This window comes from uncultured Duncaniella sp., assembly GCF_910577345.1.
Lineage (GTDB): Bacteria > Bacteroidota > Bacteroidia > Bacteroidales > Muribaculaceae > Duncaniella.
Genome location: NZ_CAJTMT010000003.1, coordinates 90,181 through 103,628 on the forward strand (window position 1 = coordinate 90,181; position 13,448 = coordinate 103,628).

Annotated in this window: 8 protein-coding genes; 5 read left to right on the forward strand and 3 right to left on the reverse strand. The window is 50.7% G+C overall.

The features are described from left to right. The first annotated feature begins 150 nt into the window (after window positions 1-150). Genes QZ310_RS02350 through QZ310_RS02360 form a run of 3 tightly spaced genes read left to right on the forward strand, consistent with a single transcriptional unit; the run spans window position 151 to window position 5,460 of the window. On the forward strand, window positions 151-1,425 hold the full coding sequence (locus QZ310_RS02350; protein WP_297069975.1) for a glycoside hydrolase family 5 protein: 1,275 nt from the start codon (window positions 151-153) through the stop codon (window positions 1,423-1,425). Window positions 1,426-1,439: 14 nt separating this feature from the next. Further along, window positions 1,440-3,692, forward strand: a complete 2,253-nt coding sequence (locus QZ310_RS02355; protein ID WP_297069977.1) for a glycoside hydrolase family 3 C-terminal domain-containing protein — start codon at window positions 1,440-1,442, stop codon at window positions 3,690-3,692. A 4-nt stretch (window positions 3,693-3,696) separates the two neighbouring features. After that, a complete protein-coding gene (locus tag QZ310_RS02360) occupies window positions 3,697-5,460 on the forward strand; it encodes a glycosyl hydrolase family 18 protein (protein WP_297069980.1) in 1,764 nt (587 codons plus the stop codon). Window positions 5,461-5,611: 151 nt separating this feature from the next. On the opposite strand, the gene QZ310_RS02365 is transcribed toward QZ310_RS02360, so the two are convergent. After that, the gene (locus tag QZ310_RS02365; protein WP_297069982.1) at window positions 5,612-7,273 is read right to left on the reverse strand and encodes a LuxR C-terminal-related transcriptional regulator; all 1,662 of its coding nucleotides are present in this window, start codon (window positions 7,271-7,273) and stop codon (window positions 5,612-5,614) included. A 383-nt stretch (window positions 7,274-7,656) separates the two neighbouring features. On the opposite strand from QZ310_RS02365, the gene QZ310_RS02370 reads away from it, so the two are divergent. After that, window positions 7,657-8,700 carry an alpha/beta hydrolase-fold protein gene (locus tag QZ310_RS02370; RefSeq protein ID WP_297069984.1) on the forward strand — a complete coding sequence of 348 codons (1,044 nt, stop codon included), beginning with the start codon at window positions 7,657-7,659 and terminating at the stop codon, window positions 8,698-8,700. A gap of 249 nt (window positions 8,701-8,949) precedes the next feature. Next, on the forward strand, window positions 8,950-10,311 hold the full coding sequence (locus QZ310_RS02375) for an MFS transporter (RefSeq protein ID WP_297069986.1): 1,362 nt from the start codon (window positions 8,950-8,952) through the stop codon (window positions 10,309-10,311). A gap of 129 nt (window positions 10,312-10,440) precedes the next feature. Here QZ310_RS02375 and QZ310_RS02380 read toward each other — a convergent pair whose 3' ends face one another. Further along, window positions 10,441-11,856 carry a PepSY domain-containing protein gene (locus QZ310_RS02380; protein WP_297069988.1) on the reverse strand — a complete coding sequence of 472 codons (1,416 nt, stop codon included), beginning with the start codon at window positions 11,854-11,856 and terminating at the stop codon, window positions 10,441-10,443. Window positions 11,857-12,012: 156 nt separating this feature from the next. Then, a complete protein-coding gene (locus QZ310_RS02385) occupies window positions 12,013-13,419 on the reverse strand; it encodes a DUF4374 domain-containing protein (RefSeq protein WP_297069990.1) in 1,407 nt (468 codons plus the stop codon). Window positions 13,420-13,448 lie beyond the last annotated feature (29 nt).

The following is a 13,448-nucleotide window of genomic DNA, read 5'->3' on the forward strand; positions in this document are numbered from 1 at the left end:
TCAATCCGGATCGGTAATACCGCAAGCAGGACAAGCTGTTAGTGATAATGGCATTTTTAAGACAACCGGACATTCCCGGTATTGACTACGGTACCGGGAATGTCTTATTTCTCTCATATTTTTCCACATTATCATAAATATCAGAAACCAATGAACAGATATATGACTTTATGCACCTCTCTGGCAGTGGCCGGACTTGTCGCATTTTCCGGTTGCGGCGATTCAAAGTCTACAGCCGACGGGATTGCAAACCACAATTTCGTCAGGGTGGAGGGCAATGACCTCATCACCCCCGACGGGTCGAAATTATTGATTGTCGGGACTAACCTTGGCAATTGGCTCAATCCGGAGGGCTACATGTTCGGGTTCGGACGCACTAACGCTCCGCGTCAGATCAACGACCTCTTCTGCGAACTTGCCGGTCCGGATTTCGCAGCCGATTTCTGGAGCAAATTCAAAGATAACTATATTACCCGCAAGGATATTGAATTCATAGCCGGAACCGGAGCCAACACAATCCGTCTGCCGTTCCACTACAAGCTTTTCACCGATGAGGACTATATGGGCCTGACTTCGGCACAGGACGGTTTTGCCCGTGTTGACAGTGTGGTCACATGGTGTCGCGACAATGGGCTGTATCTCATCCTTGACATGCACGACGCACCCGGGGGACAGACCGGCGACAACATCGACGATTCCTACGGTTATCCCTGGCTCATGGAGAGCGAGGTGTCGCAGAAGCAGTTCGCTGATATTTGGAAGAGCATAGCGTCGCGCTATAAGGATGAACCTGTGATACTTGGCTATGAACTTATAAATGAGCCTGTCGCAACTCATTTTGAAAATCGCGATGAACTGAATGCCAAACTGGTTGACCTCTATAAGCGCACCATCCCCGTTATCCGCGAAGTTGACAAGAATCATATCATCCTCATCGGTTCCCCGCAATGGAACAGCAATTTCACGCCGCTCGAGGGGGTTGATTTCAATGACCCTCAGTTGATGTATACCTGCCATCGTTATGGTGGAGAGCCGACTGCCGAGGCCATCAAGAGCTATATTGATTTCCGCGATAATACCAACCGTCCTATGTATATGGGTGAAATCGGCCACAACACGGACCAATGGCAGGCCGATTTCGTCAAGGTGATGGTCGACAACAATATCGGCTATACTTTCTGGCCTTACAAGAAACGCGACAGCTCCTGCATGATGGGTATCGGTATGCCTGAAGAGTGGGCTGAGATTGTGAAATATTCCGAAGGTCCTCATGCCACGTTCTCCGAAATCCGTTCCAATATGCCTGACCGCGACAAGGTGCGCAAGGCTATGACTGAGTTTCTTGACAGTTGTCAGATTGCCAACTGCCATCCCCAGGCTACCTATATCGCATCGATGGGTCTGAAACCCATTGAAATTAAATAGAGAACAGACATCCTATGAAAAAAATATTCATTCCGCTTTTTGCCGCTGCTGTCTGCGTCCTGTCCGCGACAGCTTCCACTCCCGTCTATCTTGATGACACTCGCTCAATTGACGAACGTGTCGAGGATGCCCTCTCACGCATGACCGTGAAGGAGAAGGTGGCCATGCTCCATGCCCAGTCAAAATTTTCATCTGCCGGTGTTCCACGACTTGGCATACCGGAATTCTGGACCACTGACGGTCCTCACGGTATCCGTCCGGAAGTGTTGTGGGACGAATGGAACCAGGCCCACTGGACCAACGACTCCTGCGTGGCCTTTCCGGCTCTTACATGCCTCGCCGCAACGTGGAATCCTGACATAGCGATGCTCTATGGTAAGAGCATCGGCGAGGAGGCCCGCTACCGTGGCAAGGACATCCTGCTCGGTCCCGGTGTCAACATCTACCGTACTCCGCTCAACGGTCGCAATTTCGAATACATGGGTGAGGATCCCTATCTTGCTTCGAAAATGGTTGTGCCATATATAAAAGGTGTGCAGTCCAACGGTGTGGCCGCTTGCGTCAAACACTATGCCCTTAACAATCATGAGGTGAACCGCCATACGACCAATGTCATCATTGACGACCGCACTCTCCATGAAATCTATCTTCCAGCATTCAAAGCCGCTGTCAAGGATGGTGGGACATGGTCGATAATGGGCAGTTACAATCTCTACAAAAATCAGCACGCCTGCCACAATCAATATCTGCTCAACGACATCCTCAAAGGCGAGTGGGGTTTCGATGGTGTGGTAGTCTCTGACTGGGGCGGCACGCACGACACGGCTGAAGCCATCACCAACGGCCTTGACATGGAGTTTGGAAGCTGGACCAATGGCCTGTCAAACGGCGCAAGCAATGCCTACGACAACTATTATCTCGCCAATCCCTATCTTTCGCTTATCGAACAGGGAAAGGTGGGAACGAAAGAGCTTGACGACAAGGTGCGCCGCATCCTCCGTCTGGCATTCCGCACGAACATGGACCGCAATCGTCCTTATGGTTCCATCTGCTCTCCCGAGCATATTGAAGCTGCACGCACCATAGGCGAGGAGGGGATAGTGTTGCTGAAAAATTCCGGCAAAGTCCTTCCCATCAATCCGAAAACTGTCCGCCGTGTGGCCGTTGTCGGTGAGAATGCTTTGAAGATGATGACTGTGGGTGGTGGAAGCTCCTCGCTCAAAGTAAAGTATGAACTTTCTCCCCTCGACGGTCTCCGTGACAAGTTTGGTCCGGATGTAGAGGTGGTTTATGCCAGAGGCTATGTCGGAGACCCGACCGGTGAGTACAATGGAGTGGTCACCGGACAGAATCTCAAGGATGACCGTTCGGCTGAAGAACTGATTGCCGAAGCCGTGGATGTGGCTGCAAATGCCGACTGCGTCATCTTTGTAGGTGGTCTCAACAAATCCGCTCATCAGGACTGCGAGGATTCCGACAGGACCGCACTTGAACTTCCTTACGGACAGGATGATGTGATACGCGCTCTCGCACGTGCCAACCGCAATCTTGTTGTGGTCAACATTTCCGGCAATGCTGTGGCCATGCCTTGGGTGAATGATGTGCCTGCTATTCTTCAGGCCTGGTATCTCGGAACGGAAAGCGGAAATGCGATAGCAAACGTCATAACCGGAACTGTCAATCCATCCGGAAAGCTTCCGATGACCTTCCCCGCGAAACTTGGTGATGTCGGTGTCCACAGCCTCGGCCTCTATCCCGGTACTCCACGCAATGACGGAAGCAAGATTGTTGATTGCAAATATGACGAAGGTATCTTCGTGGGCTACCGTTGGGTTGACAGAAATAAAGTCAAACCGCTTTTCCCCTTCGGCCACGGCCTGAGCTATACCGATTTCAAATATGGCAAGGCAAAGGTTGACAAATCTTCCATTGGCACATCCGGAAAATTGACCCTTACAATACCGGTTACCAATACAGGAGACCGTGAAGGCTCGGAAGTGGTACAGCTCTACATATCTGACCTCAAGTCGTCGCTCCCTCGTCCGGTGAAGGAACTGAAAGGCTTCAAAAAGGTAAAACTGGCACCTTCGGAAACCGCAGAAATCAGTTTTGAGATTGACCGCGACGCCTTAAGCCACTTCGACCCCTCGCTTCATGCATGGGTCTGTGAGCCCGGCTCCTTCGAAGCCCTTGTCGGAACCTCCTCCGCCGACATCCGTTCGAAAGTACGCTTTGAAGTCTCAGACACCCTCGCCGACAATAAATGACAGTATGAATATTCTCGAAAGTCGGAAAATAATCGGGATGGAGTGTGCTTCGGCTCTCCTCCTGATTATTTTCTTTTTTATTACACCGCGCGCCGTCTACGGCTCCTCACGGGTTGTGGCATATATCACATCGTGGAGCGAAGATATTCCCGATCCGCGCCTGATGACAAACATAAACTATGCCTTCGGGCATGTCAACGACACTTTCAATGGTGTGAGGATTGATAATCCGTCGCGGCTTCGTCAGCTTGTCGACTTGAAGCGGCTTAATCCGGATCTTGAAGTTCAGCTCTCCATCGGTGGATGGGGAAGCGGCCGCTTCAGTGAGATGGCAGCCGACCCGAAACTTCGTGGTGATTTTGCCGCAGATTGCCGCCGTATAATGGAAGAGTATAATCTTGACGGGATTGACATTGATTGGGAATATCCGACAAGCAATTCTGCAGGAATTTCCTCCTCTGTAGATGACACGGATAACTTCACGCATCTGATGCGTAATCTCCGCGACTCCCTCCCTGAGCGTGCTCTCCTGACTCTCGCTTCTGTCCACAATGCATCCTTCATTGATTTCAAGGCGATATTGCCATACATCGATTTCGTCAATATCATGGCCTACGACATGGCCCGGCCTCCGCACCACCACAGTCCTCTCCATGCCTCCCGAATCTCAGGAAGCAATAGTGCCGAATCTGCGGTGAAAGCTCATATTGCAGCCGGATTGCCTCCCGGTAAGCTCACACTCGGTTTGCCATTCTATGGACGTGGGACAGATCCATATTCCGATTTCGTTGACTATAATTCAATAAACGTTCTGCCCGGTCTTCATGAATGTTGGGACTCTATAGCCTCAGCACCTTATATCGCGGACAAGGACGGCCAATTGGTAATAGGCTACGACAACATTCGTTCCATCACGGCCAAATGTGATTTCGTCAAGGCCAACGGGCTGCTTGGTGTGATGTATTGGGATTATTCCGGAGACAACGACTTGCATGATTTGAGTTCTGCAGTGGCCGGTAACATTCTTCATGATTCTTATCCGGCCAACTATGCCAAAGCTCCACGTTTCAATACTTTGATTTACTACAGTGACACTGCTGAGAGCGCGCATGTCGATTTTGCAAAAGATGCGATTGAATTTTTCCATCGTCTTTCCTATGGAGAAGGCTACACCTACAGCGTGACCACCTCTTTGTCGGGATATGTCGACCGGCTTTCTGATTACGACATAATAATCTCAATCAACGCCATGCCGACACACCGGAACGAACGGGAGGCGTTCGAGAAATACATGGAAAACGGAGGAGGATGGATGGGTTTCCATGCAGCTGCCTACAACGATAGTTCTACGGATTGGCCGTGGTTCAACCGCTTTCTCGGGGCGGGTACATTCTATTGCAACACATGGCCACCGCAACCGGCTCTCCTTGAAGTGGTATCATCGGCTTATCATCCTGTGACGGGAAATATTCCGTCAACATTTGTTGCGCCGGCTTGTGAATGGTATCAGTGGAAGCCTGCGCCCGGAGAGAACGATGACGTGGAAGTCCTGCTCAGTCTTTCTTCATCGAACTACCCGATAGGCTTGAAGGATGTCATCAGCCACGGAGATTTCCCGGTGGTATGGAGCAACCGTCGCTACCGCATGATATATCTCAATATGGGTCATGGCGATGAGGAATTCACTGATGCAACCCAAAATCTTCTGTTCGTCAATGCCTTCCGCTGGATTGTAAGCCAATCTCCTAAAGGCAATCCATTCAAATGACATTTAAAATTTGACATTCTATAAATTTCCACCAAAGCGCAGACTCCATAAGCGGATGTATCTCGTTAACATTGTGCTTTAACCTAAACGAATTCGAAGTCACAACATCATTACGAAAGATAGACGAATGTATTCCCATCAAATATGAGTTTCACGACAACTCTTTGCGGAGAAATGCTACTATGTCCTCCTTTTCAGGTGTGGAGAGTTTCTTTCTTATTGAGGATTTACGGACATAGATTGTCGAGGTTGTCTGGCCGGTTATGACGCTGATCTCTTTCGTTGAGAAACCCGCCATCATCAATACGATTATCTGCTCCTCCTTATTGTTGAGCACAGCGCCATATTGACTGTGAAGCTTATCATAGAACCCCGAATAAAGATTGTTGATTATCTCAAAGATATTTTCCCAATCAACGAGTCCACCATCGGTCTCGCCATCAATCGATGATATTCGTCGGAGCATCTCGCGGTTCTGTTCCGTTGGAGTCTCAGCCACCATCTTGATGACGCCCAACTGCTGGAGCATCGCACGCCGGAGGGAAGCGAGATGGTCAACAGCCCCCGCAGCACGGGAGGCAGAATCTGCATTGAACTCATCAACCATTTTCTGCAAAGCCTCTATGCGCTCTTCATTCTCACGTTCGCGATGACGGCGCATTCTTATCACCCACATAGCTCCGACAGCAATAAGGAAAGTCACGAAGGCAACGACGAGAATCACCACCGTCTTATGCTCATTTTCCGCTTTGAGTGCAAGCGCACGGCTCTGCTGCTGCAACGCTCCACGCTCTGACTCCCATTGCGAAGCTTTCATGCGGTTGAAACGCTCCCTCTGACGATTATTGAGACTATTGACATGTTCAAGCTTCATCCGTCCGGTCTCCTTGAAATCAATCATGACATGCAGAAGATTGCTGTAGCTTCTGTAATAGGTGTCGTCATCACTCCTGAGCCGTGAAGCAAAACTGTCGGCCAAAGCAAGTTCTCGGCTTGCCTGTTGTCTGTCACCGAGATTCAAAAAATTCATCGCACGTTGCAGATGCAGATAGTCGGCTGCACCATTGTCGGGTGACGACTTTCTGAATATCTCAGCCACGGCCTCGTTGCTCTCAATATTCCGGCCCATTTCAGCCAATATCTGAGCACGCTGGAATTCAAAGAGAAATTGCTTATCACCCCACCTATTAGCGCGGGCATAATCGATGAGTCCGTCTGTGAGCATGAGAGCGGAATCAGGGAGATAGACATTTTCGTAGGCACTGACGAGCATACATGTGGCTTCTATTTTCCTCATGGAATCAGTCTCAATCTCCACAAGTCTTTTGGCCAAAGGAATAAGCTCCCGTCCCTGATACTCGGCCGCTCCGAGCAATACGCGAATACGCAGAGTCTGCACCAAAAGCGAATCAGCCACACCTTTCAGCGCGACAATCGAATCAAACATACTGATGGCACCGGGTGTATCACCGACCCAGAATTTATACCACGCCGATGCCGTCGAACTCCTTACGTCCCTCACCATATCCTTACTGCGATAATACTTATATGCGAACGAAATGAGCGAATCACCTATCATCGAACGATTCTGCCTCAGATGCCCCCACCCCTTCAAGTAGTGGTATTTCGCCTTGAGAGAATCATTCTTCAAATCGTATGGGTCAATCCGGTCAAGCATCGAGAGAGCACTGTCCGTATCAGTATGCAGCAGCCCCTCCGCGATGGTCAACACCTCATCGTGTGACCGCGAACGCGAGCAAGAAACGATGCCCACGGAAACTGCCGCTAAAAGAATAAAAATTAAATTTCGCATTGCCATTAACCTCTAAACGGGTGTAGAAAGATCCACATCATTCCACTGAAAACTTCTATCACACACTTTCTGTCTACAAATCTTCTGGAAAGGAATAGGGTGAAACCATTGTTGCAAATTTAGTTATTATTCCTTGTAATGACAAATGCCAAAAGCCTGACATCTAAAATTTAACACTTACTCCACCTATCAGACTTAAGACTGACCATCTTCCTCCCTACTAACTTAATGACACCCCACCCGTCAGCCATCAATAGCCATTCACCCTCACTCCAAAGTAGTTTGCCAAGAAAATTAAACTTTCCGACATTGTAGAGTCTTATCATCATAGACACGCTGCCTTATCTCCGGCAACTGTCAAGAAAATTGAAGAAATAAAAATTATGCACATCAGGAAATTCACATTCAATGCAGTCATGACTCTCGCGGTGGCATGTTCGTTGCCATCACTCGCCTCATGCAACAGTGCTTCCAAGACATCCGAATCGACGGATTCAATACAGGAAAACGATTCCACTCCCGGCAGGCCCGAAAAGAATGGCAAACGCGTGGGCGGGCCCCAACTCGGCTCCCCCGGCGGCGGTCCCGTAATCGACAAGACCGGCGATGCCGTCCTCCAGGCCATGATAAAAGCTGAAGTCCCGGAATTCAAACAATTGGACTACACCGACGCGACTACCGGCAAGACGATGAAATACAATCTCTTCTCTCCCAAGAATGCCGATGCTTCACGCAACTATCCCCTCGTGCTCTTCATGGCCGATGCAAGCACCCCCGGTGAAGACCCCACCACTCCCCTCACCCAAGGCTACGGCGCCCTTGTCTGGGCCACAGATACATGGCAGGCGAAAAATCCATGCTACGTGCTCGTCCCGCAATATTCCGGTGTCGCCGTCAATGACGCATACGAACACACCGACGAAGTCGACATGGTCATCCGTCTTCTCAAAGGCATCGTGGCCGACAAAAACGTTGACGCGAACCGTCTCTACACCACCGGTCAGTCCATGGGAGGTATGATCTCGATGTACTACAACATCACCTACCCCGACCTCTTCGCTGCATCACTCTTCGTAGACTGCCACTGGGACACTGACAAATTCGGCGAACTCGCACGCCACAAGTTCACCTACGTCACCGCCGGAAAAAACGGCAGTTCATTCGGCAACATCAAGGCTCTCGAAGAAGCGGCAGAAAAAGATGGCATCAGATACGAATATGAAACCTGGAGTGCAAAACTCCCGCAAGCCGAGCAGGACTCTCTTGCAAGCGCAATGCTCGCAAAAGGTGCGCCCGTCAACATCATCAATTTCACTCCTAAGTCAGTACTTCCCGACGACGGAAAAGGAAGCGAGCACATGTATTCCTTCGACTATGCCTACAAATTGACTCCGGTGTGTGAATGGCTGTTCCTACAGACAAAATAAGAGGTTTCCGAAAATCACCTCTCAGAAATCACAGTCCTCACAGAAAGACTATATACATCAGGAATATATTCAGGTAAGAAAGATTCGTTTTATGATCATCTGTTCGAGACAGGATTGCCGCGTCAGCGCGCAATCTTGTCTTTTTAGATGAATTTATATACACCGCCACCGCAACACATTCCGATAAACGACGTTGTAAATAAGAGTGAGTATAAATGTACGCGTCTCAAATTATAATCATCATATTCTATGAGCGAATCCGTTTCAACTAAATTCTCAATCCGTAAATACACCGCGGTCATCGCAATCCTCATCGTGCTTGTCATGACCGTGCTTGATGTCACGGTTGTCAACGTGGCTCTGCCTGTCATGGCATCGAAATTCGGCATTTCCGACTCCTACGCCGTGTGGATCGTTACAATCTATCAATTGGTCATCACCATGCTCCTCCTTCCGATGTCGTCGTTCGGCGACCGCTACAGCTACCGCCGCTGCTTCATGGTCGGAGTGACAATATTCACACTTGCATCGGCTATGTGTGCAGCATCGACCAACTTCGCACTCATCATCGCCGCCCGAGCCTTGCAGGGTATCGGCGCAGCCTGCGTAATGGGCGTAAACATAGCGTTGACACGTCTGATCTATCCCCGCAATGTCCTCGGCCGCGGACTTGCCCTCAACGGAATGGTGATAGCCATCTCCACCGCTGCCGGTCCTACAATCGCCGGTGCCATCCTTTCAATTGCATCATGGCACTGGCTCTTCCTCATCAACGTCCCCTTCGGCATCATCGCCTTCTTCCTCGGCAAGAAACTCCTCCCGCAGAATCCTCCGCGCGAACAGACCGGAAAATTCGACTGGATTAGCGCCGTTGAAAACATGATTGTCTTCGGTCTCATCTTCATCGCCATCGGCAACTTCGCCCGCCATGGCGACCTTGGTCTCAATATCATTCTGCTCGTGGCAGGATTGGTGACAGGATATTTCTATGTCCGCCGTCAGTTCGGACGCCCGTCCCCGATGCTTCCCATCGACCTCTTCAAAATCAAAATCTACACCCTGAGCATCTTCACCTCCGTGTGCTCGTTCATCGCCCAGAACGTGGCCATGATTTCCATCCCCTTCCTCTTCCTCAACAGCTACGGATTCTCGGAAATCACCACCGGTCTGCTGATGACACCGTGGCCACTCGCCACAATGATCATCTCACCGATGGCTGCACGCTTCGTCGAGCGCCACAACGCAGGCGCGACCGCCGCTGTCGGCATGGTGGTCTATGCAGTCGGAGTCCTGCTCCTCCTGTTCGCGCCCACCGGAATTTCAGAATGGAACATCGCATGGCGCATGGCTGTCTGTGGTGTTGGTTTCGGACTCTTCCAGACCCCCAACAACATCGTGATGGTAACGTCGACACCCGTCCACCGCACCGGAGGTGCAGGCGGAATGCAGAGCACCGCACGCCTTGTCGGCCAGACCCTCGGTGCAACCCTCGTCACAATTGTCTTCGCACTCACAACCTCCGCCAATTCATCTGCCCCCGTCCACGTCTGTCTCTACATCGCTTTAGGTTTCGCCATCATGGCCGGCCTCTTCAGTGTCAGCCGCAGATAGGACCCTTCCATGATTAATTTCAACAGAAAAGCCTGAGGGCCGAAATCGCAGAAAATCAAATTTGAGATTCATGCGATTTCGGCCCTCAGGCTTTTTTGTATATTCCTGCACTAACGTCAGGAAACGGCATCAATGCTTATGATGGTCATGATGTCCATCCTTCTTCCTTTTGAGATGGCGAATCCAGATATAGTAACCGGTGAGAGGAAGCGATGCGCCGAGCAGTGCGCCAAGCAACCAAAGGATGCGGGTCACGATTCCGCCGAGACTGCCGGTGTGGATTGCATAAATCCATCCGCGAAGCTTATCAGCCTCCTTGGAATTAGCATAGAGAGTCGAGGGAGAAATCTCACCTGTACGACGGTTGAACTCATAGCGATCAGCTGCGCGACCGTTGCCGGTAGTGCCGAGTGTCACAGAAGCGCTTTCAGAGCTGATGGTAATCTGTGGAGCATCAGGATTCTGGGCTTTCAGCTCGTCATAGACCTGCTGCCAACGTCCGAATTCTGAACGACGGTGACCGCCACGTCCTCCACGACCTTCGCCACGTTCGCCGGAGTTTTCACCCTCACCGCGACCATGCCATTCGCCGCCTTCGCCACGGCCTTCACCGCGACCGCCGCGACCTTCACGACCCTCGCCGCCTTCGCCGCGACCTTTCCATTCGCCACCTTCGCCACGGCCTTCACCGCGACCACCGCGACCTTCACGACCTTCGCCGCCTTCGCCGCGACCTTTCCATTCGCCACCTTCGCCACGGCCTTCACCGCGACCGCCGCGACCTTCACGACCTTCGCCACGCTCGCCACCTTCATTTTTGGAAGCGGCAGGTGCACCCTGACCGAAATTGCGGGGAGTGTGCTCAACACCACACACAGCATAGAAGGCAGTGCGATACCAGCCAAACGAATAAGTCAGACCAGTCAAGGCCATCGCAAGTACAAAAATCAAGGCATACATGCCACCTGCGACATGCAATCCCTTCCAGAAACCTTTCCAACCTTTGTCAAAAGAGATGCTTAGACTCTTTTTCAGATTCTTGCGGGCACGGGGTACCCAGATAATCACACCTGTAATAAGAGCAATGACAAAAATAATGGTCGAGATGCCCACGAGGGTCTTACCGACCTTCACACCGTCGACATGAGGATTGGCGCTGTCGAGGAGCCAACGGTGAAGCTTGAACATTGTGGAGAAGAAACCAAGACGCTCATACTTACCTGTAATCTCACCCGAGTACTGGTCGATGAACATCGACGATCTGCGGGGCTTGGAGAGGCTCACCTGATAGGTGCGTTCATTGTCGTCAAACACTGTCACACCCGTGATGGAAACACTGTCGGGCAGACTTGCCTTGACAGTCTCCATCAGCTCCCCGAGGGGTAAAGGCTGATCCTTGACGGACGACACATAGTAGACATCGCTTTTGATAGCTCTGGTGATTTCAGGCTCAAAGATGAGCATACCACCGGAAAAACATACAAGCGTGATGAAGATTCCGAACGGAACGGAAAGCCATAAATGGATTTTTCTGAAAAATTTCATCGCTGCGGCGGATTGAGATGTTTTTTTAATATAATTTGCCCGAATACCTTAATCGAAAAGAGTAAAAGAGCATAAGGAACAGGATGTGATTAAACATCCTCTCCCTTATGCACTTCTGTGAATCTAAGGAATAATCGGCTCATTCACTCTCCGGTTTTATTTTGCTACTGTCATGAAACCGAAACCATTGATTTCAGCAGCCGAGGTGACAGTGATGCCCTTCTCAGCCTTGGCAGTTGCAGGATCAATACGATAGATTGCAGGAGAGCTGGATTCAGAATTGATGGCGATATAGACAGAACCGTTGTGTACATAGACTGTCTTGCCGATTGAAGTAACGTCAGCGGGACCGCCGGTCACATATTTCAGAGTCTTTGCATCAGCATCGAAAATTGCGAGCGAGGTAGCCGATGTAGTGGCTTTGAATTCAGCTGTGTCATACATGACAAGGATGAAGTAGTTTCCACCGGCACTCCAGCAGCGCATGAACGAACGGCCACCTGAAAGTGCCTCGATGTTGCAATAGTAGTCATCAAATTCAGTCTTTCCGGCAGGAATACGGGCCACACCTGCAGGGAGAGTGGTCTTCTGGCGCTTGTCGGTCTGAGTTTTGGCGAAGCTGGGCGAGAAGACATAGATGTCACCGTTTTCAGCTGCCCAGATGGTCTGATAGTACTGTGAACGGAAACGGCCGGCTGCATAGCTGATCTTGTCTGTCTTGGCAATTATGGGGTTGAGGAAATCGCCGTTGTCATAGATTGCAACCCAGCATGAATTGGGATACTGTGTGCCCGAAAGCGCACCCTTGGTGTAGCTGCTGCCACCGTCGGCGGTAGCGACGAGATCTTCGTTGCCGGGGAGGATGTATTTACCATTGTCCACGTTCGTACCGTAAGCGCTGAGACCCATGGGAATCACACCGCTGTAGAGATGACGGCCACTCTGCTCAGCACCTGAAAGAGTGACATACTCGCCGTTGCCGAGATAGTTCTCGACTGAGTATTTTCCGCTCTCAGTATCGTTGGCGGTTGAAGTCTCTTCCTTGACATTAATCTTGGTGAAGAGGAGTGTCTGGGGAAGATTACCGTTGGCATCGGCAAACTTAATGGGGCCGTTGCCCGACGACATCGAGAGGATGTTGTCATCGTATGCACCGTAGGAAGAGAAACGCGACACCTTGTATTCAAGGTCACGGGCACGTACCTGACCATCCTCGCCGAGAACATAGCTGCGGGTGGTGCCGGCGTTACCCTGATTGTATGTGAGACCATAGAGATATTCTGTTCCGTGGAATACCCACTGGGTAGCACCGTCGTTGGTGAGACCGTTGCGTTCGAGTGTCACGCTGCCCTCGTCAATCGACTCGGCTGTGACAATTACGGGAACACTGCCTGCCGAAGCGGTTGTTGTAGCGGCGATGACGAAACGGCCTTCAGTATTCTCGGAAGTGTTGTCGTCGTCATTACCCTTGTTACCCGGCTCATCATTATCAGAGCAAGAAGTGAAAACGAGCGCGGGGAGAACGAGCGCACCCAATACGCGCATGAGAAATCTTTTGTCCATTGTGATTTTTTAGATTGTATTTTTTGTTA